Raw genomic sequence first — 25,647 nt, 5'->3', positions numbered from 1 at the left:
CAGCTATTCCTGCCACTCCACGAGCTGTGGATTGACATCTAATATGGACAGGTATTGCTCCTTCCAGCCATACTTGGCGTCGGGGTCAAGCATCTGGTAGCGATGCAGCTTCTCCCGGCGGTGCTCGTCTTTCGCCCAGCCATAATGCTTAAGGCGAATATCCGACAGCTGATGAGGCAGCTCCAAAATATTAACGGGAAAACGCCCGCAATGCTGCGGTGTATTTTTCCACTTATAATCAAATGTTGGATCATAGCGGAGCAAAAAAGGGCGATAGCTTTCATGTGCCCGCCAAATCGCATCCGATCTATAGGAATGAATGCTCCAGAAATCGTATAACCGGAAGCAAAATACATTCGTAGCACGGTTTTGCAGCAGGGTGTCGAGCTCCTGAACGAAGCTTTGTTCAAACCATTCATCCGCATCGAGATTCAGAATCCACTCCGGATTTACAGCCAACGTCTCCTCCCACTGCTGCTGCCGAAGCATAACCTCATTGCTGAAGCGCGAAAACGCGTTGCGGATCAGCTTAACCGGAATGCCTTCCAGCGCCTGTAGGCACACATCGGCTGTGTCATCCGTACTGCCATCGTCAATAATGACCGCGTCATCAATATACTGGCGATGCTGCTCCAGCGCCTGGCGCAAATAGCGGCTGCTCTCATTCCTTACGACCATCGACAGCGTAAGCCGTCCTCTAACCTTAGGCTGGACTTCCACTTCTTTCTGTAGAAACCGCTCCGCCCCAGCCAAATCCGCACTGCGGTAAATATGATAGGCGGGATAGTGGGTATCCACAAACAACCGCAAGCCAAGCGCAGCCGCCCTGATGCAGAAATGCCGGTCTTCCCCCCAGAAGGTTAAATTGCTGATGGGGCCAAAATGCACACCTGCTTCCAGCGCACGTCGGCTCAGCAGCGTACATGCGCCAAGACCGCCTACCTCATACACGCCTGGCTCGCTTATTTTGGCGTAAAACTGCTCCAAGCGCACCGCAATTTCTTCATCGCTCAGCTTCTCGCCTCGGCCTCGCTCCCACTGTCCGTATTCGTCATGCAGCCATACTTGCGGCTGAGGGCGCGCATCCGGCTGCCAGCGGGTCCAAAAAATTTCCGAAACAATATCCTTATCGTCCGATACTAGCTGCTCCAGCGTTCTGGCATGCAGCAGCAGGTCGGAGTCAAGTAGAAATACGTAGTCAAACTGACGTTCTAGTGCATGCTCAATGATTCGATTCTTAAAATAGGCAACCTTCCAAATGAGCTGTTCACTCCAGCAATGCGTCGTATCGGTGCGTACATACACGTCAGGGCTATCGGAGGAATCTGAACGGATAATGGTTACACCCTCGCGAGCGACAGCAAACTGCTCCAGCAGCAGGCTGCTCGTAACATCCGTATTATCGTCAATGAAGAAGTAGCTTAGCTCCAACTGGTCTGCATGGAGACGTTTCAGCGAAGCGAGAAACAAAGCCAGAATCGTCGGCTGCTGCTGAACGGGACTGGCAATGAGCACACGCTTTTTTTTCTCAGACAAGCACGACCCCTCCCTCATCCCTCTTGCTTAACCGCTGGCTTAAATATTCCCGGTTCGCTATCATTCGCTCATCCTCGGGCCGATAGCTGGCCGCCTGCTCATTATGCAAATGGGCTGCTTCATAGTCACCCAGACGGTCGTAGCAGACACATAGCTGAAGCTGCGGCAGCCAGGTAGAGCAGGCTATATTCGCAAAGCCCCAGCCTGTTGTGTCCGTGTTCTCCGCGTGGAGCGCCTGCTTATACCAATAAACGGCCATCTGAAGCTCATCTCGCTGCAAAAAATAATACCCAAGGCGGCAGCAAAATTCTGCTCGAGGCTTGTCGTAATAGAAGGATCGCAGCACGGAATCCATCATGTTGCGAGGCTCGTTCAGCTCGTGGTAGCAGTCCGCAAGCCGTCCGCAAGCGAGAATATTATCCTCGATCCAGCCTTTTCCGGTAGCCAGAAACTTGTCATAATAACGAATGGCCGAATCGTACCGGCCATTGTCTTTCAGCTCGTTGGCGTAATAAAACAAGTCGCGCGGGGTGAAAATCTCTCCTCTGCGGAGCCGATTTTCATACATGGTCAAATTGCGGTCGCTGTCATGCCCGAGGCTTTTATGTGTAACGGCCACATCACAATGAACGATGTTTCCGTAAACCTCCAAGTATTCATGTACCGCGCCAATCCACTGAAAGCCCCGCTCACGCTTAACGATGCGATTGCGCCGCAGCTTGTTAACTACGTTGCCGAACTCGTCAAATGACAGGTGATAATCCATAGAGACAGAGTCCACCGTATCGCCGAGCTGGTGTTTGAGCGCCTTCAGCTTGTGCAGCTCCGATACCTCCAGTACATCGTCCGCATCCAGCCACATTATATAAGGCTTCGATGCAAGCGAGAATGCAAAATTACGGGCGGCGGCGAAGTCGTCCACCCAGGCAAAAGAATCGACGCGAGCGTTGAAATCGGCGGCGATTTCCCTTGTAGCATCGGTCGAGCCTGTGTCGACAATAATAATTTCATCTACAGCGGGGGCGATAGAGGAGAGACAGCGCGCCAATGTTTTTTCTTCATTTTTGACTATCATGCAAAGACTGATCGCGATCAATGAAACCACACTCCTGCGAGTTGATTCTATTGACCCATCCTATTCATTCACACTTGCCTTGGTGCCCAACTGGCGCATTAGCTTAATTGGATAATGGTCAGTGCCGCCCCAGCGCTGCCTCCAAGCAATGTTGCCGCACCCAAAAGTCCAAATAATTGAAGGGTTACGGTCGAACCTTCGGTCAACCCAATAATGATATCGTTATTGAAAGCAGATAAGCTCAATACCGGCTCCAACGTTGAGGGCGTACTTGCTGCGCCGTTAATTAATAAACGCGAGCCGACCAGTAACGCCTCTGTCAAATTGATTTGGTACGTAATATAATATCTGCCGGCTGCAGCGACTGTGAACGTATCGTTAGCCCCATTGACCGTTATGCCTGCGGCGATATTTTGAGAGCTTGGGAGCGGTACATTCGTACCTCCAAGCACAACCGCAATAATGCCTCCCGTCGTATTAGCTGCAAAAGAAGAAACAGCTGTCGTACTAACACCCGTAGTGCCGGTAATGCCAGTCGCTCCTGTTGCTCCTGTTGCTCCAGTAGCTCCGGTTACACCTGTTACGCCAGTAATGCCTGTGGCTCCTGTTATTCCCGTTATTCCCGTTATTCCCGTTGCTCCGGTTGCACCTGTCGATCCGGTCGTTCCGGTCACTCCTGTTGCGCCAGTGACTCCAGTCGCCCCGGTTATACCTGATACTCCCGTCTCTCCGGTGACTCCGGTCGCTCCTGTCGAACCGGTCGTTCCAGTCACTCCTGTTGCTCCTGTGACTCCAGTCGCCCCGGTTATACCTGTTACTCCTGTTACTCCTGTTACTCCTGTTACTCCGGTTGCACCTGTCAATCCGGTCGTTCCAGTCACTCCTGTGGCGCCAGTGACTCCAGTCGCTCCGGTTATACCTGTTACTCCCGTCTCTCCGGTCACTCCTGTTGATCCGGTCGTTCCAGTCACTCCTGTGGCGCCAGTGACTCCGGTCGCCCCGGTTATACCTGTTATTCCCGTCTCTCCGGTTGCTCCTGTCGATCCAGTCACACCTGTTGCACCTGTGACTCCAGTTGCCCCAGTTATACCTGTTACTCCCGTCTCTCCGGTCACACCTGTTACACCTGTGACTCCAGTCGTTCCAGTCACACCTGTTACTCCAGTGACTCCAGTGACTCCAGTCGCCCCGGTTATACCTGTTACTCCCGTCTCTCCGGTGACTCCTGTGACACCGGTTGCACCTGTCGATCCGGTCGATCCAGTCACACCTGTTACTCCAGTGACTCCAGTGACTCCAGTCGCTCCGGTGACTCCGGTGACTCCGGTCTCCCCGGTTATACCTGTTACTCCCGTCTCTCCGGTGACTCCTGTCGCACCTGTTGCTCCAGTGACTCCGGTCAAGCCCGTTACACCTGTAAGCCCGGTTACACCAGTCGCCCCAGTCGAGCCTGAGGCTCCTGTCTCTCCGGTAATGCCCGTTGCCCCGGTTACTCCGGTCGAGCCTGTAACCCCTGCCCCTGTAACCCCAGTTGCCCCTGTAGAACCAGGCGCTCCGGTCACTCCTGCCCCCGTAGCCCCCGTAGCACCTGTCGTACCAGTAGCACCTGCACCGGCAAGCATCCAATAATCTGCCGAGTTTCCTGGTACTCCGCTTGGAGGTGCCGTATTAACGACATACATGCTCCCATTGAATGTAACTGTCTGATTTACTGGATATGTTGGAGCGACCAGCGGATCAAAAGCCACCATCCCATCCAGTCCCACCCCCGTTGCGCCAGTCGCTCCCGTCGCTCCGACGGAACCAGCAGCCCCGTTTGCTCCAGCTGCACCAACGGCTCCTGCACCGGCAAGCAGTGTATAGTCTGCAGAGCTCCCTGGTACCCCGCTAGGCGGCGCCGTATTCACAATATATGTGCTCCCATTGAATGTAACGACCTGATTTACTGGATATGCTGCAGCAACTAGCGGATTAAAGGCCACTATTCCTCCCAATCCGGCCCCTGTTCCTCCAGTTACACCAGTCGCTCCTGTAGCTCCCGCAGCGCCATTTGCCCCGGCTGGCCCAATGGCTCCCGCAGCTCCTTGCACGCCAGGCGATCCCGCTGGTCCCATCGCTCCAGGCTGCCCTACTGCACCAGGAGTTCCTGCTGCTCCCGGTGCTCCTGCCGGACCCGTTGCTCCAGTTGACTCATCCGTTCCAGCTGAACCGCTAAAACCTCTAACTCCCCTTGGCCCCCTAGCGCCCCTCGGGCCGCGTTTCCCCCGTCTTGCATGTGTTGACCAGTGAATATGGCTATGCCGAGGTTTCCTATTATGGTGCTCATCGAGACATTTCAGTGCCTCTGTCAGCAGCAAAATCGAATCGATCACTTCGCGTTCCGCCCGGACAATATTATTTCTACCCGCCAGCTTCCGCGCTAATTTCAATTCAAGAATGGCGAGATTTAATTTACGCAAACAACTTGCTCTTCTTTTCGCCAACCTGCTCATCTCCCATTATTTTTTAACATTAACGCTTTTTACTCACTGTGCGCCTGCATGCCGAAATGACATGTCGAATATGTGCACTCGCTCGTTTAACACGATTTTGACGTATTAAACCTTTTACGTGTTGGAGCTGCTTGATCCATTTGTTCAGCTCTTGCGATTTCCGTCCCCTGTTCATCTTCATCCCTCTTTACCTGGTAATTTGCTTGCTTCCTATTCAAAAATATAAAAAAATAGACATTTATCATCATTACACCAGTCTATGTTTGAACCCAATATGCAACACGGTATTCACCCAGCCCCTGAATATAAAAAAAGCCCAATCCTCTGCAGCAACGCAGACAATTAGACTTTAACCTACAATAAAGTGCTTTCTTATTTGATGACAAAAGCAATTCTCGATCCATTCGGATGTTTCTCCAGCTGGTTGCTAACCCATGACCCTGCCCCGCGATTATCCGATGGGTCAATATAAGCAATATGCGCTCCGCTCCCGCCTTCTGCGCACATAGCCATTGGCCATTCATCGCGATCAAAGCCTTTTTTCACTTTGACTCCCTGCAAAGATTTCTTCCGATTCTGATCCGCGCCTTCCCGATCAATCGTACAAATGGGGGATTTCCCCGCTGCAATCGCATCTTTGATATGCTTGCCTGTCTCCGGGTATCGATCCGTCGGAAAATATAACGTGTAATCTGTTCCTTCTGCCGTGTTCCAATCTTTCGCCAGCTCATCGAGCCAGCCCATATACGACGCTCCGGCCAAGGCCAGCATAATAAGCAAGGAAATAAGGGCATTTTTCACTTTAAACTTCTTTTTACGGGACTTTCTTTTCAACGCGCACAGCCTCCTGATGCTCTTTTTCCTCATTTTCTCATCATAAAGGCCAGAGGACAACCCTCGGACAAATTATATTTTTCATCCCTGCAAGGTGATACCTACCGTTTTTTATATTTCAAAAAAAGCTGAAACAGCGTCAATTGCCCGCCACCCCAGCCTTCACTGAAATCCGCTTCTATTTATAAACTCCGCTATATATAAAATTACGCCTTGTCTGGATTTGCATCCTGAGCCGCCGAGGGCGCACAAGTGCCATCCGAGCAAGCTGCGCCATCCGCATCATTCGGCAAATCATTGATGACGGTCAGAGCCGGATACGCTTCATCCCAAGCCTGCTTAATTGCATTCAGGAACACTTCATTCGGCTGAGCACCCGATATCGCGTATTTGCGATTAATGACGAAGAATGGCACGCCACGCACGCCTATTCGCGAAGCCTCCTCCTCATCGCCACGAACGTCCTGCGCATGAGCATCGCTTTCCAGCACAGCAAGTGCCTCTTGACGATCCAGTCCAACCTCGTCAGCCAGATCAGCAAGTGTATCGCGCTCTCCCAAATGCTTGGAATCGGTAAAATATGCACGGAAAAGTCTTTCCGACATCTCGTCTTGCTTGCCGTATTTTGCTGCAAAATGGGTTAAGCGGTGCGCATCAAACGTATTCGTCAGCACCAGCGTATCGAAGTTAAAGGTCAAACCAACAGATGCCGCCTGCTTCGCCAAATCGCTGTTCATCTCGATTGCTTTCTCGCGTGGCATACCGTATTTGCGGGACAGCATTTCATGCACATCATGCTCGTAGCTGATCGCGGCGTTAGGGTCCAGCTCAAAGCTGCGGAACACGACCTTCACTTGCTTGCCATGCTCAAACTTTGCTAATGCGCCCTCCAGTCTCTTTTTACCAATATAACAAAACGGACATGCGAAATCTGACCATACATCTATTTGCATTACAATTCCTCCTTTAAACTCATATACGTATAGTAATATACTTTACTTTTTAAAGCAATAGTATCATTAAGGCTACCGCCACAGCGTTATAAAAAAACCGCTCATTCGCTTAGAATGGGCGGCTCCTTTTGTATCATTTTAAGCTATAAAGTTACAGACCTAGTCCCATGCCAGACATCAGCTCATCCATTTTAACTGCGTCGGTCGGAATTTCATACAGGAATTTAGGCGCTTTATTAATGTTGTGATATTCAGCTGTTAACGAACCGCCAATTTTCACGATACCGCCGCTTTCATCCGTAAAGTCTACGTTGATTTTAGCAGTCTGCTGCGATAAATAGCCATCTTTAATGGCTCCTACAATAGAGAAATCATTGATTTTCAAGTTTGCTTTCAGTTGATCCAATGTTTCTTGCTTGTTGGCCTCAAAATCTGCCTTCAGCTTCGTTACATCCTCATTCGTGCTATCTATCATTTTCATGAAATCTTCGTTTTTCGTCAACGTGTCGATTAGCTCTGGAAGCACTTGATTAACGATGGTTTCTACAGCCTGCTGATAGTTTCCTTCATTAATTTGGAAGCGAACCACTTGATCAGCCTCTACCCCTTCAGGGAGCGCCGCATCTTCTTTTTTCAGCTTAGAAAAATACGTTTTCTCATCAAAATGTTTTAAAATAATGCCGCTCACTTCTTGACCAAGCTTCTGCTGGGCAGCCGTGTCCATCATGGCCCCTGTTTCCGCTTGCTTTGACAGCTCCTCCAGATCAATCTCCACAAATTTGTCCGTGTATTGCTCTGGCAGCATAAGCATCGGAAGCGCTGGAATTTTCACATACATCTTTTTGTCAGTCAAAATCATCGGAATTTTAACAGAAAGGCCGGCAGCCGTAATATCCATTTCCATATCTGTGCGCAGCGGCTCTTTTTGATATATCGCTTTAACATTTACTTTAGCGCCTTTAAGCAGGTTGATGGCGTATTGCGCTCCAGCTCCCTCCCCCTGCAGCAATTCGTCTGGCACCGTAAGCTCATCTATCCCAAAGGCCATTGTGGACTCATATGAGGTGACTTCCGTCATTTTTTGAGTAGCTTTCTCCAAAGATTCCTTAGGCGACGCACTCGCGCTGCAGCCTGCGACAATAATTAAAGCAGCAGCGATAAATAGCATAGCCACTTTATGTAGTCTGTTTTTCATTCTAGTTGATCCTCCCTATTTGTATCTCTGAATGACATCCCCCCTATTTTATAACAAAACGACCGCACATAGAAGCAATATCCAAAAAATCCCGAATCTTCGAGAAGAAACGGGACTTTTGTATGATTACCTCGATTTTAAGATCCTTCCGGATTTAGGTGCGGAGTATGGTTTTTCTTCTTTGTTTTTTTCGATCCGGACAAAGGCTCCTGCTGGGCTGAGTCATCATTACGGCTTCTTTTATCCTGAGATTGACGCTGCGCCTCAGGTACAGGCACGCTGTCTGGCTTGCTCATATCATCGTCCTCCTTTAAGCGTGTGTAAGCTGCCCAAGCGCTTGGGCGCATTCATGGATATGACGCTTATAATCATGAATCAGTTGTTGAAGAATATCCGTGCGTTCATCCACAGCCTGATGGTCCTTTTCCACATCGACAAGCTCTACTTTAATTTCACGGCTATCCACATAGGTTACCTTAAAATCAATTTCATACGACTGGTGTCCCGCTGACTGAATCGTAATTCGCAGCGATTTTGGATCTGCCTCATCGGCTGCTACCTGGCATTTATCCGGCTTGTTCATCAGTTCCGGCAGCGTTCGATTCCATGCCTCCACCAGCTCTGGCTGGCTGTAGGTCAGCTCATCTTTTTTAGCCATCTTTATCAACACCTCCACATCCTTTAAGATGCGGCGCGAGCCCGCCAATTATTCAGGCAAAATCCAGCATAATCACACGCTTAAGCATAGCGTTATCCACAGTTTTATCCACATTCCATGCTAGTTATCCACATTATATACATTTTATCCACATGACTGCAGTGGATATTGGGGATAACTCTTGCTCAGACGTTATCCCCAATCCCAGACAACAAAAAAACGCCCTAACCGTAAGGTTGGACGTTATCATTTATTAAATTGGCGGAGAGGGTGGGATTCGAACCCACGTGGAGTTGCCCCCTAACGGTTTTCAAGACCGCCCCGTTATGACCGCTTCGGTACCTCTCCGTATACAAAATCATCACAAAAATTATTATACCACAGGTTAAAAATGAAAATCAAGCCCATTTTTAACCTGTGGATACTTCAGGTTACAATTCAGCCCTGTAAGAAGAATAAAAATGAAAATCATTCACGCTATCGTCTAGGGCATGTCCGAGAACACTGAGCACAGCAAATTTTGCCGAATTATCGTTCTATGCAAAGCGCTGTGAAGGCGTGCCAGAGTACGTCAAACAAAGGAACGAAGCAGTGGCGAAAAAAGGATTCTCAGAAACGACTTAATCTTAGGTAAAGAATGTTTTCATAAGAAGTGCATCAAATTGCAAGATGAAATGAAATTGCGGAAAGTCCACTTTATGTGGATAGACCTATTACAGCTTTTGCAGTTTGTTTTCAGCACTCGAACATGCATATAGGTTCTCTAGTTAGCACATTAAGCGTTACACCAGCATTAGTTCAAATACTATATTCGGCGAAGGCTTACCGTAGGCTGAACTGTAATCTGCTATAATCAATTTTCCCAAGTTACTTATTTACTTCTAACTGATATTGCTATATCATAATCAGGAAAGTAAAAAAATAGAAATGGTGGTTTGATATGAGAAAATACCTAAATTTAGCTATGTCATTAGCAATTTTTCTATTATTCATAGTTCCATCTGTCGCGAGTGCCAATCAAATTACTCTAAAGGCTGTGTTACCAGAGTATTACCCAGGATCTAATGTTATTATTAAAACAGGTGATGTACTTTATTCTTCAAAAACATTCGGAACATCTACACAAATAGTTGGACACATAGCAATCGTTGCTTCAGATTTGAGGGTGTACCATGTAAATCCTGCAGATGATGGAGCAGGATCGGGAGGGAAGGCCGATGCTCTGTATAACTACTTTGGTAGACATGGCAAAGGAGAAACAATTAAAGTGTACAGAGCTGCGCATGGTAGTAAGGCAGCAGCATGGGCAAAGGATAACTATAATAAAGTAACGAATTATAGTATTCCAATATTCAGCTGGAATGACTTCAAGCTGGGAACAATTAATCCTAACTACTGCTCAAAATTTATTTGGCAAGCATTTTATTATGGAAATAGCAATACAGATTATATTATTGGTTATTATACACCTAGTAAAGAAGCTTATGTAACACCTGCTCAAATTATTGACAGTTCTGATTTGACATACGCTGGATCATTCATAACTCCATAAATATTTGTTTCTATGTGTAGGAAAAATTGTGGTCTTTAAATGAGAGCAGATTAAACAAAAGAAATAATAAAAGAGGTTCTCGGATTTCAATCTGAAAACCTCTTTTATTATTTCTCTTAGAAAACCTTCGCTTTATTATTTAAATTATATTTTATATTTAAAAAACTTCTTCAAAATAAAATTCTTGAGTATAATAATTAAAACTTCAGGTATTAAAACAAATAGTATAAATAAAGGTATGATGAATGGCAATGATGAGGTGAAAATAGCGTATCCTTGATCTTCTCTTAAACGCTCTATCAGTAACAACCACATAGGTACTGATATGCTCCACATTAGAAGGGTAGAGTAGATTAAATACCTGATATTACTCCATAACAAGCAAAATAAAAGGGTAACAAACGCAGGAATAACCCATGACTCAAGTGTTCGATTTATACTTAGTACATAAAAAACTATAATGGGATATATAATAGTTATTAAAATTTGAATTTTTTTACTATATAAAACTCCCAAATATTTCACTCCTATTTTATAATTTTTCCTTTTATCAATTATAACATACAATATCCCTTCATACTAGCATGGAAGCAATTCAATCCAGCATATGAAAATTTAGAATTCATGTGGTATATGGTTAAAACTAAAGGTCATGATCGAAAAGTTGTATGCAGCTATTGAATGATTACGCGGCTCCCTTGACAACAACTTTAGCGAATGAGCCTTGAAAAAATGCAAAAACCGCCAGAAGATGTCTGGCGGTTTAAAAAAACACAGTGGTAGGTGAGAAGCATTTACAATACACTGGGCGGCACACAAGTCACATATTAACTGTTATGCTCGCGGCGCAGGCTTCCGTAAGTGCGCACCATCTATTACCTTAGAAACGACTAAGACCGTTCTATATCGACAAATCTGCCGTTCAATATTGAAAGTTAAGCACATTATAAGCGCGAATCTTAGACATTCATAAATTAAAAGAATTTTAAGCTTTAGGTCCAATTACGCTGATTCCGCCCATGTAGGCACGCAATACTTCAGGAACGACAATGGATCCGTCCGCCTGTTGGTAATTTTCAAGAATAGCCGCAACGGTACGTCCTACCGCAAGACCTGAGCCGTTAAGCGTATGCACGAATTCCGGCTTGCTCTTCACGTCTCTGCGGAAGCGAATGCCTGCACGGCGCGCCTGAAAGTCCTCTACGTTTGAGCACGAGGAGATTTCACGGTATGTGCCTGCACTAGGCAGCCATACTTCAAGGTCATAGGTTTTCGCAGCGGTGAAGCCCATATCGCCTGTGCACAAAGCGAGGACGCGATACGACAAGCCCAGCAGCTCCAGCACCTTCTCCGCATTCGCCGTCATCTTCTCCAGCTCATCGTAGGACTCTTCCGGCTTCGCAAGCTTGATCAGCTCGACTTTGTTGAATTGATGCTGACGAATCAAGCCGCGTGTATCTCGGCCTGCTGCACCCGCCTCTGAGCGGAAGCAAGAGCTATAGGCTACAAAATGCTTCGGCAGCTCTTCAATCGACAAAATCTCTTCACGATGAAGATTAGTAACCGGAACCTCGGCCGTTGGAATCAGGTAATAATCCGAGTCGGAAATTTTGAACAAATCCTCTTCGAATTTCGGAAGCTGTCCTGTTCCAATCAAGCTGTTGCGGTTGACCAAATAAGGCGGCAGTACTTCCTCATAACCGTGCTTATCACTATGTAGATCCATCATAAAGTTAATCAGCGCACGCTCTAGACGCGCACCTAAACCACGATAAAACGTAAAGCGAGAGCCCGTCACCTTAGCTGCACGCTCGAAATCAAGAATGCCAAGCTCTTGTGCAAGATCCCAATGGGCTCTCGGCTCGAAATCAAATGTTGGCTGCTCGCCAATCCGGCGAAGCTCTACATTATCATCCTCGGAAGCCCCAATTGGCACGCTTTCATGCGGCACATTGGGAATCGAAAGCATAAGCTCGTCGACTTGCACCTCTACAGCGCGAACTTCCTCGTCCAATTGCTTAATCCGATCGCCCACTTCACGCATTTCGATAATCAGCGCATCGGCATCGCCGCCTGTCTTCTTCAGCTTCGCCACTTCCTGCGATACGGTGTTGCGGCGATTTTTCAGCTGATCCGTTTCCTGCAACAGGTCACGGCGCTTTGTATCTAGAACAGGGAAATCTGCGATTAAATCAAGCGATTTACCGCGATTTGTCAGCCCTTGCTCTACTTTTGCGTATTCATTACGCAGCCATTTTATATCTATCACGCTTGGGTGGACTCCTCTCTGCTACCGGCTCACTGCCAATTGTTTAATCATATCGACAAAATAGGCATGCAAACGGTAATCATCAGTCAACTCAGGATGAAAGGATGCTGCTAGCAAATGTCCCTGCCGAGCCGCCACAATTTCGCCTTTGTATTCCGAAAGCACATCAACCTGCGATCCAACTTCTTTGATCAAAGGAGCACGAATGAATACCGCGCGAACCTGTTCAGCAATGCCTTTAATGTCGAGATCGGTTTCGAAGCTCTCCCGCTGTCTTCCAAAAGCATTGCGCTCCACCGTCATATCCATAAGCTTCAGATGCGCATCCTCTTGTCCTTCAATACGTTCAGCAAGTAAAATCATTCCCGCGCAAGTGCCAAAAATCGGCTTGGATTGCTCAGAAAAAGCTTGAATCGCTTCTAAGAAGCCGTATTGGCGGATCAGCTTGCCTATTGTCGTGCTTTCGCCGCCTGGAATAACAAGACCCTGCAGCTCATCAAGCTGCGAGGTCTGTTTAACGGCGACCGCTTCCGCGCCCGCCGCCTCCAAACTGCGTATATGCTCTGCAACTGCGCCTTGAAGCGCAAGTACACCAATTTTCATCGCCTACACGCCTTTCTTAAAATATAAGAATTTATAAGTTTCCCCTTATAAATGGGCTTATATTTCTCGGACTGAAACGCGCCGCGCCGCCAAAAGACGGCTTTCGGCCGTTTCACCTTATCCAAGCTTGTTGCTTAAATTCCGCGATCCTGCATACGCTGCGAAGCGTCCAACTTGGAAATTTCGATGCCCTTCATTGGCGCTCCCAAGTTTTTCGATACTTCTGCGATCAATTTGTAGTCTTGGTAATGAGTTGTAGCTTCTACGATAGCACGAGCAAATTTCTCCGGGCTGTCGGATTTAAAAATACCCGATCCTACGAACACGCCGTCAGCGCCCAGGTGCATCATCAGTGCTGCGTCAGAAGGTGTTGCTACGCCGCCTGCTGCAAAGTTAACGACTGGCAGCTTGCCGCTCTCGTGCACGCCCAGAAGCAGGTCATAAGCAACGCCCAGAACCTTCGCTTCATTATACAGCTCGTCCTTCGACAAACCTTGAATTTTACGGATTTGACCATTGATCAGACGAAGGTGGCGAACAGCCTCAACAATGTTACCTGTTCCCGGCTCACCTTTTGTACGAAGCATTGCTGCTCCTTCTTGAATACGGCGAAGTGCTTCGCCAAGGTCTTTAGCGCCACATACGAAAGGAATCGTAAATTCATTTTTGCTAATGTGGAACACTTCGTCTGCCGGAGTCAAAACTTCGCTCTCGTCAATATAGTCAACGCCCATCGATTCAAGCACTTTCGCCTCTACATAGTGGCCAATACGCGCTTTCGCCATAACTGGAATCGATACGACTTTCATAACCTCTTCTACGATGGTTGGGTCAGCCATACGGGCAACGCCGCCTGCTGCACGGATATCGGAAGGAACGCGCTCCAGCGCCATAACTGCTGTTGCACCTGCCGCCTCTGCTACTTTTGCTTGCTCAGCGTTCATAACGTCCATGATGACGCCGCCTTTTTGCATTTCAGCCATACCACGTTTTACACGCGAAGTTCCTGTTTCCATTCTAAAAAATCCTCCTCAAGGTTTTACACAGCGACCTTCATTCTGAAAGGTTTACGCTTAGCTCCCAATATAATATCGATACTTGCTCTAGGCACTAATTTTACAGGAACGCTCCTTAATCGACAACTATTGTTTTCCCTGTATTTATGTCATTAAAACAGATTCACAATATCATTGAACAGTCCGACGAAAAATTGGCCGATAGCGCGGAACATCAGACGCAGCCAGCCGCCTTTTTCCACATCCTCCGAGGCAATCAAATTAACCGTTCTGTCCACTTTGTTTCCTTCGGCATCCGTGTACTCGTAAGTGACCGTTCCTAGCTTCTGACCAGCTGTAATGGGAGCAACCAGATCTTCCTCTTTCAAAATGTTGCTTTCCTTCAGCTCAATCTTAGGTTCAGCACCCTTTTTGACCGTAAAAGTGATGTCGGACTCGGTAACAGCTGGGACGGTCTTTTCGACACCCTTCTTAATTTTAACCGATTCCAGCGTTTCTACTACAGATTTTGCAGGAAGCACGGATTTCTTCTCAAAGTTGTTGAATGCATAGTCGTACATCTTCGCGGTTTCAAAGAAACGGGCTTCTTTTGACTTTGTATTCATTACGACGCTTATATAACGCGTATCGCCTCGCTTAACTGTACCCGTAAACGTATAACCAGCTGCCGAAATATAGCCGGTTTTCATGCCGTCCACGCCCTGATAGGCATACGCACGCAAATAGGTGTTGCCTTTGTTCGTTTCAAGCATCCAGTTATAGTTCTTCATGGTCGCTGTATCGCGCTCACGGAACTTGTACTCCTGAATTTTCGAATAGTCCAGGAAATCCGGATGTTTTTTCAATATCGTCTGTGCCAGCTTCGCCATATCGCGAGCCGAAATAATCGTTGTATCAAGCAGCCCCGTCGCACTTGTAAAATGAGCCGTCGTCAGTCCCAGCTCTTTCGCCGTTTCATTCATCTTGGCAACAAAGCCCTGCTCACTCCCGCTAATTTGCGAAGCAAGAGCAATCGTTGCATCATTCGCCGAGCCTACTGCCATAGCAATATATAAGTCCTTAACCGAGTGCTGGTCGCCTTGTGCCAAATAAATTTGCGAGCCATCCGCAGGGGTATTCGCCGCTTCTTCACTAACGGTAACGACCTGATCCCAGGTTAATCTTTTATTCGTAATTTCCTCAAGCACGATATATTCCGTCATGAGCTTCGTCATGCTGGCAGGAGGACGCGGCGTATCCGCATTGACTTCATAGATGACTTGTCCCGAATCTGCATCTATTAGAATGGCTGAAGATAATTCCATGCCTAAAGAGTTCTCGACCCAATCTTCCTTACCCGCAGCCGCTGCTGCACCAGACCCTAATGACAGAATGACCAACCACATCGCCATAAAAGCGGCGACAACCGATGTCAGTCTAATCGGCTTTACCTTTGCCTTCAACGTCTTCTCCCCTTTTCATCCAAAAGTTTGTCGTTGTTAATTGTATCACATGCAAGCAGGGGAATTAAACCTCTACTGCGCTTAGCCCCTTTCTCAAGCTGAGCCCTTGCAGGAAGCCCTTTTGAGCCGCTTAGCCCCCTTGAAACTACAATAGAGCAATAATTACCATTAATAATAGGGAAAATATTAACGCCTGTTATTCAAGCGCTAACGACTGTTGCCGTCCTCTGGCGGCAAGGCTGCCGTTTTGAAGGCGAAGGATACTTATGAAACCTACACATGCCTATATTTGAAAAAAAGACAGACCCCGATAAAAGCGAATTTCGCTTTCTTGTGGTCTGTCTCTGTCCCGTTAGTCGGGTTATTAAAGCGAGTAGTTTGGAGCTTCCTTCGTAATTTGCACATCATGTGGATGGCTTTCACGAAGTCCTGCACCCGAAATGCGGATAAAGTGAGTATCGTTTTTCAGCTGCTCCAGGTTTGAAGTTCCGCAATAGCCCATACCGGAACGCAAGCCGCCAAGCAGTTGATGAACCGTATCGGACAAAGGACCTTTGAATGGCACGCGGCCTTCAATGCCTTCTGGAACCAGCTTGTTCTCATTCTCTTGGAAGTAACGGTCCTTGCTGCCTTCTTTCATTGCGCCAAGGGAACCCATACCGCGATAAACTTTAAAGCTTCTGCCTTGGAAAATCTCTGTTTCGCCAGGGCTTTCAGTTGTGCCTGCAAACAAGCTGCCGATCATAATTGCGCTTGCGCCTGCTGCAATTGCTTTCGTAATATCGCCGGAATATTTGATACCGCCATCAGCGATAACCGGAACATTGTATTCACGAGCAACGGAAGCACAGTCATAAATGGCTGTAATCTGTGGTACGCCGATACCAGCGATTACACGGGTTGTACAGATCGAGCCTGGACCAATACCGACTTTAACGACAGATGCGCCTGCTTCAATCAAATCACGTGTTGCTTCGCCTGTAGCCACATTCCCTGCAATAATCGTCAATTCCGGGTATTGCTTGCGGATTTTGCGAACTGCCTCAATGATATTGATATGATGGCCGTGGGCAGAGTCTACAACGAGAATATCGATGCCTGCTTGTACAAGTGCTTCCGTACGATCCATTGTATCTTTGGAAATACCAACAGCTGCTCCGCAAAGCAAGCGGCCATGGGTATCTTTTGCAGCATTAGGGAATTGAATCGCCTTCTCAATGTCCTTGATTGTAATCAAGCCTTTGAGCGTATTCGAATCGTCCACCAATGGCAATTTCTCAATTTTGTGCTTTTGCAGCAATACTTCAGCCTCAGTAAGCGTCGTGCCGACTGGAGCCGTTACTACATTGTCACGTGTCATGACTTCATGGATTTTAATGGAATAATCATGTATAAAACGTAGGTCACGATTCGTCAGTATACCAACAAGCTTCTTGTCAGCATCTACAATCGGTACGCCCGAAATGCGATATTTACCCATTAACTCTTCCGCATCATACACATGGTGATCTGCTGTAAGCGAGAATGGATTCGTAATAACGCCGCTTTCCGAGCGTTTCACGCGATCTACTTCTTCCGCTTGTTGTGCAATGGACATATTCTTGTGAATAATGCCGATTCCGCCCTCACGCGCTATTGCTATAGCAAGAGCTGCTTCCGTAACCGTGTCCATCCCTGCGCTGATCAAAGGAATATTCAGCTTGATGTTAGCAGAAAGTTTTGTCGAAATATCCGATTCTCTTGGCAGTACTTCTGATTTCCTTGGAACGAGCAGCACATCATCAAATGTTAGGCCTTCCTTGGCAAATTTTGATTCCCACACGAATATGTTCCTCCCTTAAATTGAGCCGTCTTCACGTATATTATTGCAATATTAGCAGAGGGGTCATGGGCTGTCAAGGCTGTCACAGGGCGGGCAATTCACGTTTTGCAATAAGCCTTTTGTCTGAATTTTCTCACTAAATAGAAGCATTACGCTTACATGCAGTGACTTCGTATTTTGAAGGAACTAATTATTTGTAATGATAATGGTTACAAACCTGATCCCTTTGGACATTTTAGTACTAGCGTTTGCAGGCAACCATTTCGATTTCCACTTTAGCGCCCAGCAGCAGCGCTGCAACGCCAATCGTCGTTCTCGCTGGATATGGCTTTAATATAATAGTAAAGTTTTTCGGTTAAATCGAAATCAAGCTATATTTCGGTTTTACGTTCTTCCTTTTTAAAGGAAGCAAACACGGCAAATTCATGATTTTTGTAGACGCAATCCGCAACTGCAAAGCCGCTGTTTTTCAACCAAGCGAACTTTATGAAACAATCCTTGCTTAGCCTCATGCGTCAAATGGTGAATAGATAATGAAGAAATAACGATGTCATACTTATGCTCAAAATTATAATTGGTATAGTCCGCCGAAATGTATTCCACTTGCTCGCTGCCTTCAAACCTCAAACGCGCAACCTTCATCATCTCTTCGCTCAGATCAATTAAGGTGAACTCTGCTTGTGGATATTTCTGCCGAACGAAAGCCGCAAACAGCCCCGTTCCAGCACCCAGATCCAAAATACGCGAATTGACTGATCCATTGTGTAGCCTCCTTATGTAATCTCCTGCACGCTTAAGCATATTTTTCAGGTTAGTTGCCTGAGCTGTCATATCTTTTAAGACTCCAGTGAAAAGCAAAAATAGGGCTGACTAAAAGAATAGGACCTATCAACATCGTTAAAGCAAACATGATGGGACTAATGCTATGCTTAGTTATGATGACGACTGGATAATTAAGAAACGAAAATATAAGGAAAAAAATGTTCGAATTATAAGTAAACTTCAATGCGAGCGTTTTGCGAAATACCGTTATATATTTCTTCATCCGCCTTCTCCTTTGAGGGAGACACATACGCCTTGCTTAGCATTTATTCACAATAACGATTCGCTCACACACGTTCAATGTCCGTTATATCATGCGTTGTCCCAAGCTTAATTTCCGAACGGGTCTTTCCCAAAATTCATACAGCGAGAGGATAGAATTAAACATATCAATATTTTCCTTGTACTGCTGGAGAGAGACCTTGTAAATATCACGGTATAATTCTAAAGAGTCCTTAGCCGGTAGATCCTACCACAATTGACTTTTCTGTCCGAAAACAACTCCTATAAGCGACCCATATTTCTTCTGGTTCAAATAGGGTCTCATGCCATCGACCAATATCTCTCCGCTCGAAGGATGCAAAATGCTGGTTAGCATCTTTAAAGTAGTTGATTTCCCTGCCCCATCCGGACCCAAGTAACCAATGATTTCGCCTTCATCAACGTTCAACGATATTTGGTTAACAGCACATAACGTTTTGTATTCAGGCTTCAAATATTTTTTGATTAGGCCTGCAAAGCCTTCCCCTTTAATGGGAACACGATAGTTTTTTTGTTAGTTAGTTGGAATACCACCCACACCGTTTTCCTTTAATTCTATAAAATAATAATCTTTTACAAAATCACATAAACTTTTATCAGACATAAATCCGGAAATGGTCTTGTTATCAAAACTGCAGCTGAAATTGAAATTATGGCTGTAAATCGCATCAATACTAATGTTATGCATGAGTAAGTATAATCCAACTGCATTCATTGTACAATGATAAGGATCATAAAAATAGCCGTTTTCTGGAATTTAGTTAGCTGTTTTATTCACTGTAAACCTCCTGAACTTATTATTTTTAGACAATTAAATCCTTTTTAATTACTAATTTACGGGGTGTCTCTATGCCCCACAATCGCGATCTGCACCATTCCAAAATCAATGGCAGCTCGTTACCGGGATATAGCTTTTCACCGAAAGACCCAATAATCGATGCACCTGAAAAATCACCACGTGCAATGTAGTTGCTAGCCACTATGAGGCAATCTGCCCAATTGCTTTGCTTCCCCGCTATGACTAGTGATGGACCATTTATTTTAGCCGAATATGCAGCAAGCCCGGCACAGATGCTGAAGCCAGAGGTCGAAAAAAGAACCGGTGAGCTAGCTTGGCGGCGAATTCGATAACCATATTGCCGGGCCAGAAGATGATTGCCAACCCTTGCGCCTAATATAATGTCTACGCGCTCATTGTCTATTTGCGGAAGCCTTTCTCTCATTGCCACAGATGCAGATAATGCTGTGGCAGGGTCTATTTTTGATACATGTCCTCTCAAAGCTTCAGGACGAAGGATATGTGGTTCGGCGGGCATTTCGCTTTCAAAGTTTTTTTGCAGCCCCTCCAGCTTAATTTCCATTTCATCAATGTCCGTTTTATCTAGATAATGCATGCTTATCACCGCCACTTGAAATATGTTGTTCAAACACTTCTTCGACCCAACGATCGTCATATATGGTTGTCACATAACGATCGACTCGATCACAAAATATGTCCACTACAGCAGGAGGTATAGAAAATGTTTGGTCAGCAAAGCAAGATGTAATCGCTACCATAACCGATCCGGAAGAACCACCAGCAAAGATGTACTGATTATTAAGTAACTCGCGGCAATGCATAACGGTATCATATTCATTCACAACCACCACTTCATCAAGGCGTTAATTGGACCAAAAGCGTATCGCCAACCAGACTTAATACATGGTTATTGAACATAGCACCCTTCCTTATAATTATATTATTTCAATTAAAATACTATAAATTAAAATAAATAATCATATTTTTATTTAATTTAAAATCCATTTCGTTTGGAAACCATTTTAGTTTGTAAACCAACATACACCATTAAAAATATATATTATATATTAATCCAAATCTATTTTCCCGAAATATTAATTATAAACAAAAATTATTACCTCTAAAATTTTAAAGACAAAAAAATTAATTCAAATTTTACGATAAATAAAAATAAAATAAGAGTATATAATAATAACCTCCCAAATAATTTCAACACTCAAGAATGGATTTCACCTATAATACACATTGATGTAAACACAAAAATACCATACCGTTTTCAACTTTTTAGAAATATGAAACAACCAAGGAATTAAATATTTGTATAATCATTGAATTTTGTGTATAATCAAGTTGTTTTCAAATACACTCTGGAGAGTGAAATTATGAATGAGAAAAGGCTTCCCATAATAAAACCTGTAGTACACGGGTATTTATGTAACGCGTACCCTCTTTCAGTAGTATTGCAAGATAATAAGTCGGATGATTGGTTCTATAGTAACTACATACAGTTGGTATGCGCCGGAAACTTCCCTCAAGGTAAATTTTTCTCTTTCTATAATTCTCATTTGCCCTGGTATGAGTTCTTTACAGGATGTCCACTAATTAACTATCAAAAGATACATTATAGTTATACTGAAAAGTACAATGACGGGACGATAGGCTTTATTTTAGATGCAATTGATAAAAACGAGTATGTTTATCTGCATGTAGATGAATATTATGTATCTCATAAAAAAGCATATCAATTTGAAACACTGCCTCATGAAATGATGATTTCAGGATATGATAAGGACTCAGAAAAACTGTATGTATCAGGATATGACAAAGATATGAATTATGGGGAATACGAGGTGGATTTCAGTGAATTTCAAACTGCATTCACTATGCTTGATAAAACTATCAATAACAGAGGATATATCTATTTGCTGCAGCATAATAAAGAATATAAATATAGTTTTGATATTAAGTTAGTTATTCAATCTTTAAAAGAACTTAGAAATAGTGATAATACTTCATTACATTATCGTTCAATCACTCCACCTGCAAGTTGGATATTTGGAATCTGTATTTACGATGAATTGGTTAAATATTTAGAAGCAGACATAGACGGATCTAATGGAAAAATTGATGCTAGGCTATTTCATACCTTGTGGGAACATAAGAGTGTCATGGCAAAGAGAATTAAATATATGGAGGAGCATAATTACTTAGAGGATGGATCGGCATTTATTGAAAAATTCTCCTACTTGGAGTCTCTCATTTTAAATATGAGAAACCTGGTGTTAAAATATAATGTAAGAGAAAATCCTTCTCTTATTAAATCGATAATTGAAAAAATTTGTGAAATGAAAGAAGTTGAAGCTGCTACTTTAGATGATTTAATTATAGTTTTGGAGAATAGGTGGAAAGCGGCGCCTGAGAATCTGATCCCCGACAACTATTTGTAATACATTAGCATATCTCGAATGGCCAGCCAGCAGCTTACGTATATGAAGCAGATGCTAAAAAGATGGCTCAAAGCACATCTTTCAGTATTCATACGGCATTATTGTTTCCTCTTCAGCTGTGGCTGGATACATGCTGTTCTTCGGTAATTAGTCGGCTGGGTGCTTATCTTCACATGGAGAGCGTGAGTTATCTTTCATCTGAGGTGCATGCCTCATCTATGACTAGAAGCATTGATAATCGAGCTCGGATTTGAAAAGTTACTCATTACTGAGCTCAACAGGCGCTAGAATGTCTTATACTCGATTTACAGGCTACCAGCTCCTTACTCCAAATACATTTTCATTAATTATGACAAAGAAGCTGTCCTCCATCGATGACCGAGGATCAGCTTCTTTTTATGTATATTAAACCTCAAATTCATAAGGTTTTGTTAAAAAACGAAACAAAAAACCTGCCGCAAACTGCGACAGGCTTCTCGTGCTTGGCGACGTCCTACTCTCCCAGGACCCTGCGGTCCAAGTACCATCGGCGCTGGAGGGCTTAACGGTCGTGTTCGGGATGGGAACGCGTGGTTCCCCTCCGCCATCGCCACCAAACGGATTGCGTACGGGTATTGCTACCCTCAAAACTGGATGCGAAAGACAAAGTCTGAAACTTTAGCGTGTTGTTAGGATAAGCCCTCGACCGATTAGTATTCGTCAGCTGCACGCATTGCTGCGCTTCCACCCCGAACCTATCAACCTCGTCGTCTTCAAGGGGTCTTACTAAATTGGGAAATCTCATCTTGAGGGGGGCTTCGCGCTTAGATGCTTTCAGCGCTTATCCCGTCCGTACTTGGCTACCCAGCGGTGCTCCTGGCGGAACAACTGGTACACCAGCGGTACGTCCATCCCGGTCCTCTCGTACTAAGGACAGCTCCTCTCAAATTTCCTGCGCCCGCGACAGATAGGGACCGAACTGTCTCACGACGTTCTGAACCCAGCTCGCGTACCGCTTTAATGGGCGAACAGCCCAACCCTTGGGACCTACTTCAGCCCCAGGATGCGATGAGCCGACATCGAGGTGCCAAACCTCCCCGTCGATGTGGACTCTTGGGGGAGATAAGCCTGTTATCCCCAGGGTAGCTTTTATCCGTTGAGCGATGGCCCTTCCATTCGGTACCACCGGATCACTAAGCCCGACTTTCGTCCCTGCTCGACTTGTAGGTCTCGCAGTCAAGCTCCCTTATGCCTTTGCACTCTCCGAATGATTTCCAACCATTCTGAGGGAACCTTTGGGCGCCTCCGTTACATTTTAGGAGGCGACCGCCCCAGTCAAACTGTCCACCTGACACGGTCCCCGAACCAGTTTCATGGTCCTAGGTTAGAACTCCGATACGATCAGGGTGGTATCCCAACGTCGCCTTCACACAAGCTGGCGCTCATGCTTCAATGGCTCCCACCTATCCTGTACAGATCGTACCAAAGTTCAATATCAAGTTACAGTAAAGCTCCATGGGGTCTTTCCGTCTTGTCGCGGGTAACCTGCATCTTCACAGGTATTAAAATTTCACCGGATCTCTCGTTGAGACAGCGCCCAAGTCGTTACGCCATTCGTGCGGGTCAGAATTTACCTGACAAGGAATTTCGCTACCTTAGGACCGTTATAGTTACGGCCGCCGTTTACTGGGGCTTCGGTTCACAGCTTCGGATTGCTCCTAACCGCTCCCCTTAACCTTCCAGCACCGGGCAGGCGTCAGCCCGTATACTTCGCCTTACGGCTTCGCACAGACCTGTGTTTTTGCTAAACAGTCGCTTGGGCCTTTTCACTGCGACCCCCTCGGGCTATTCACCCTACCGAGGTACCCCTTCTCCCGAAGTTACGGGGTCATTTTGCCGAGTTCCTTAACGAGAGTTCTTCCGCGCGCCTTAGCATGCTCTGCTCGCCTACCTGTGTCGGTTTGCGGTACGGGCACCTTCACCTGGCTAGAGACTTTTCTCGGCAGCCGGAGTGCATGACCTTCGCTACTATAATTTTCGCTCCCCATCACAGCCCAGCCTTCACGATGAGCGGATTTGCCTACTCATCAGCCTCACTGCTTGGACGGACTATTCCATCAGTCCGCGTCACTGCCCTTCTGCGTCATCCCATTGCTCATAACGGTTTACGGTGGTACAGGAATTTGAACCTGTTGTCCTTCCACTACGCCTTTCGGCCTCGCGTTAGGTCCCGACTTACCCTGAGTGGACGAGCCTTCCTCAGGAACCCTTAGGCTTTCGGCGGACAAGATTCTCACTTGTCTTTTCGTTACTCATACCGGCATTCTCACTTGAATACAGTCCAGCACTCCTTACGGTATACCTTCAACCTATATTCAACGCTCCCCTACCCAAGTACCATACGGTACATGTCATAGCTTCGGTGGTGTGTTTAGCCCCGTTACATTTTCGGCGCAGAGTCACTCGACCAGTGAGCTATTACGCACTCTTTAAATGGTGGCTGCTTCTAAGCCAACATCCTGGTTGTCTTTGCAACTCCACATCCTTTCCCACTTAACACACACTTGGGGACCTTAGCTGATGATCTGGGCTGTTTCCCTCTTGACAATGGATCTTAGCACTCACTGTCTGACTCCCGAGAAGCACGTCTATGGCATTCGGAGTTTGACTAGACTTGGTAACCCTTGGCGGGCCCCGCACCCAATCAGTGCTCTACCTCCACGACGTTCATACCTCGAGGCTAGCCCTAAAGCTATTTCGGGGAGAACCAGCTATCTCCGAGTTCGATTGGAATTTCTCCGCTACCCCCACCTCATCCCCGCACTTTTCAACGTGCGTGGGTTCGGGCCTCCAGTGCGTGTTACCGCACCTTCACCCTGGACAGGGGTAGATCACACGGTTTCGGGTCTACGACCACGTACTTATTCGCCCTATTCAGACTCGCTTTCGCTGCGGCTCCGTCTTCCCGACTTAACCTTGCACGTGAACGTAACTCGCCGGTTCATTCTACAAAAGGCACGCCATCACCCATGAATAGGGCTCTGACTTTTTGTAAGCGCACGGTTTCAGGTTCTTTTTCACTCCGCTTCCGCGGTGCTTTTCACCTTTCCCTCACGGTACTGCTTCACTATCGGTCACTAGGGAGTATTTAGCCTTGGCAGATGGTCCTGCCGGATTCCGACGGGGTTTCTCGTGTCCCGCCGTACTCAGGATCCGTCTCGGAGAGTGTGCGCTTTTGGCTACAGGGCTTTTACCTCTTATAGCGGGCCTTTCCAGACCTCTTCGCCTAACACACACCTTTGTAACTCCATGTGAGACGTCCTACAACCCCAAGGAGCAAGCTCCTTGGTTTGGGCTAATCCGCGTTCGCTCGCCGCTACTGACGGAATCACTTTTGTTTTCTCTTCCTCAGGGTACTTAGATGTTTCAGTTCCCCTGGTATGCCTCACTCTGACCTATGTATTCAGTCAGAAGTAACTGTCCATTACGACAGCTGGGTTTCCCCATTCGGAAATCCCCGGATCAAAGCCTGCTTACGGCTCCCCGAGGCAGTATCGTTGTTCGCCACGTCCTTCTTCGGCTCCTAGTGCCTAGGCATCCTCCGTGCGCTCTTATTAGCTTAACCATTTGCTACAGCATGCTCGATTAGCCGGCCGTTGTCCGTTCCTACTCTCCTCAAACAGTTGCCTGTCTGATTTCGAGAAGAACTTCCAAAAGTCCATCTAATTCGACCATACTTTCGCTTGCAGTTAGAACAAAGGGCAAGAGCAAACCGAAGTTCGTTCCTTACTTTGCCTTCCTGCGATATTTCTCGCTAAAGGATGTTTCGTTCTTTGCTTTCGCTATCCAGTTTTCAAGGTGCAAGTGTTGTTGAACCCCTTCTAAAGACAAG

The 25,647-nt window shown here is 46.1% G+C and carries 18 protein-coding genes, 1 tRNA gene and 2 rRNA genes; 2 read left to right on the top strand and 19 right to left on the bottom strand.

The features are described 5' to 3' along the window. Window positions 1–3: 3 nt before the first annotated feature. The 9 genes from MHB80_RS00695 to MHB80_RS00655 all read right to left on the bottom strand — a co-directional run bounded on the left by MHB80_RS00695 (window position 4) and on the right by MHB80_RS00655 (window position 9,091). Window positions 4–1,536, bottom strand: a complete 1,533-nt coding sequence (locus MHB80_RS00695; protein WP_341280383.1) for a glycosyltransferase — start codon at window positions 1,534–1,536, stop codon at window positions 4–6. Beyond that, the gene (locus MHB80_RS00690) at window positions 1,529–2,632 is read right to left on the bottom strand and encodes a glycosyltransferase family 2 protein (protein WP_341280382.1); all 1,104 of its coding nucleotides are present in this window, start codon (window positions 2,630–2,632) and stop codon (window positions 1,529–1,531) included. Before MHB80_RS00690 ends, MHB80_RS00695 begins: the two co-directional genes overlap by 8 nt. A gap of 77 nt (window positions 2,633–2,709) precedes the next feature. Next, window positions 2,710–5,070, bottom strand: coding sequence for a collagen-like protein (locus tag MHB80_RS00685; protein ID WP_341280381.1), 2,361 nt, complete (start codon window positions 5,068–5,070; stop codon window positions 2,710–2,712). A 405-nt stretch (window positions 5,071–5,475) separates the two neighbouring features. Then, a complete protein-coding gene (locus MHB80_RS00680; RefSeq protein WP_341282816.1) occupies window positions 5,476–5,847 on the bottom strand; it encodes a NucA/NucB deoxyribonuclease domain-containing protein in 372 nt (123 codons plus the stop codon). Between the two features lie 296 nt (window positions 5,848–6,143). After that, window positions 6,144–6,890 carry a DsbA family oxidoreductase gene (locus MHB80_RS00675; protein ID WP_341280380.1) on the bottom strand — a complete coding sequence of 249 codons (747 nt, stop codon included), beginning with the start codon at window positions 6,888–6,890 and terminating at the stop codon, window positions 6,144–6,146. A gap of 151 nt (window positions 6,891–7,041) precedes the next feature. After that, window positions 7,042–8,085, bottom strand: coding sequence for a hypothetical protein (locus MHB80_RS00670; protein WP_341280379.1), 1,044 nt, complete (start codon window positions 8,083–8,085; stop codon window positions 7,042–7,044). A 137-nt stretch (window positions 8,086–8,222) separates the two neighbouring features. Beyond that, on the bottom strand, window positions 8,223–8,381 hold the full coding sequence (locus tag MHB80_RS00665) for a small acid-soluble spore protein P (RefSeq protein WP_341280378.1): 159 nt from the start codon (window positions 8,379–8,381) through the stop codon (window positions 8,223–8,225). Window positions 8,382–8,395: 14 nt separating this feature from the next. Continuing rightward, a complete protein-coding gene (locus MHB80_RS00660; protein ID WP_341280377.1) occupies window positions 8,396–8,743 on the bottom strand; it encodes a hypothetical protein in 348 nt (115 codons plus the stop codon). Between the two features lie 259 nt (window positions 8,744–9,002). Continuing rightward, a tRNA-Ser gene (locus MHB80_RS00655) sits at window positions 9,003–9,091 on the bottom strand. A gap of 592 nt (window positions 9,092–9,683) precedes the next feature. Here MHB80_RS00655 and MHB80_RS00650 point away from each other — a divergent pair. After that, window positions 9,684–10,295: a hypothetical protein gene (locus tag MHB80_RS00650; protein ID WP_341280376.1), complete on the top strand. Its 612-nt coding sequence runs from the start codon at window positions 9,684–9,686 to the stop codon at window positions 10,293–10,295. A gap of 985 nt (window positions 10,296–11,280) precedes the next feature. Here the strand turns inward: MHB80_RS00650 and serS are convergent. The 8 genes from serS to MHB80_RS00610 all read right to left on the bottom strand — a co-directional run bounded on the left by serS (window position 11,281) and on the right by MHB80_RS00610 (window position 20,171). Continuing rightward, window positions 11,281–12,564 (bottom strand): serine--tRNA ligase, encoded by a 1,284-nt coding sequence (gene serS / locus MHB80_RS00645; protein WP_341280375.1) that lies wholly within the window; start codon window positions 12,562–12,564, stop codon window positions 11,281–11,283. 21 nt (window positions 12,565–12,585) lie between these two features. Continuing rightward, complete coding sequence (gene pdxT / locus MHB80_RS00640) at window positions 12,586–13,167, bottom strand: pyridoxal 5'-phosphate synthase glutaminase subunit PdxT (protein WP_341280374.1); 582 nt, start codon at window positions 13,165–13,167, stop codon at window positions 12,586–12,588. A 134-nt stretch (window positions 13,168–13,301) separates the two neighbouring features. Further along, entirely contained in the window at window positions 13,302–14,183 is an 882-nt protein-coding gene (pdxS, locus tag MHB80_RS00635; RefSeq protein ID WP_046234144.1) for a pyridoxal 5'-phosphate synthase lyase subunit PdxS, read from the bottom strand. Between the two features lie 152 nt (window positions 14,184–14,335). Further along, window positions 14,336–15,625, bottom strand: coding sequence for a D-alanyl-D-alanine carboxypeptidase family protein (locus tag MHB80_RS00630; protein ID WP_341280373.1), 1,290 nt, complete (start codon window positions 15,623–15,625; stop codon window positions 14,336–14,338). Between the two features lie 364 nt (window positions 15,626–15,989). After that, complete coding sequence (gene guaB / locus MHB80_RS00625; RefSeq protein WP_341280372.1) at window positions 15,990–17,447, bottom strand: IMP dehydrogenase; 1,458 nt, start codon at window positions 17,445–17,447, stop codon at window positions 15,990–15,992. Between the two features lie 423 nt (window positions 17,448–17,870). After that, window positions 17,871–18,278: a class I SAM-dependent methyltransferase gene (locus tag MHB80_RS00620; RefSeq protein ID WP_341280371.1), complete on the bottom strand. Its 408-nt coding sequence runs from the start codon at window positions 18,276–18,278 to the stop codon at window positions 17,871–17,873. 1,055 nt (window positions 18,279–19,333) lie between these two features. Next, a complete protein-coding gene (locus MHB80_RS00615) occupies window positions 19,334–19,924 on the bottom strand; it encodes a hypothetical protein (RefSeq protein ID WP_341280370.1) in 591 nt (196 codons plus the stop codon). Further along, window positions 19,908–20,171 (bottom strand): hypothetical protein, encoded by a 264-nt coding sequence (locus tag MHB80_RS00610; RefSeq protein ID WP_341280369.1) that lies wholly within the window; start codon window positions 20,169–20,171, stop codon window positions 19,908–19,910. Before MHB80_RS00610 ends, MHB80_RS00615 begins: the two co-directional genes overlap by 17 nt. Window positions 20,172–20,711: 540 nt before the next feature. On the opposite strand from MHB80_RS00610, the gene MHB80_RS00605 reads away from it, so the two are divergent. Then, on the top strand, window positions 20,712–21,776 hold the full coding sequence (locus MHB80_RS00605) for a hypothetical protein (RefSeq protein ID WP_341280368.1): 1,065 nt from the start codon (window positions 20,712–20,714) through the stop codon (window positions 21,774–21,776). 480 nt (window positions 21,777–22,256) lie between these two features. On the opposite strand, the gene rrf is transcribed toward MHB80_RS00605, so the two are convergent. After that, window positions 22,257–22,373 (bottom strand): 5S ribosomal RNA (gene rrf, locus MHB80_RS00600). A 72-nt stretch (window positions 22,374–22,445) separates the two neighbouring features. Beyond that, window positions 22,446–25,380: ribosomal RNA gene (locus MHB80_RS00595) — 23S ribosomal RNA — on the bottom strand. Between the last annotated feature and the right edge of the window lie 267 nt (window positions 25,381–25,647).

It is taken from the genome of Paenibacillus sp. FSL H8-0537 (assembly GCF_038051995.1).
Taxonomy (GTDB): domain Bacteria; phylum Bacillota; class Bacilli; order Paenibacillales; family Paenibacillaceae; genus Pristimantibacillus.
The sequence above is the reverse complement of the archived record's forward strand: the minus strand, read 5'-3'. Positions and strand labels throughout refer to the sequence as shown.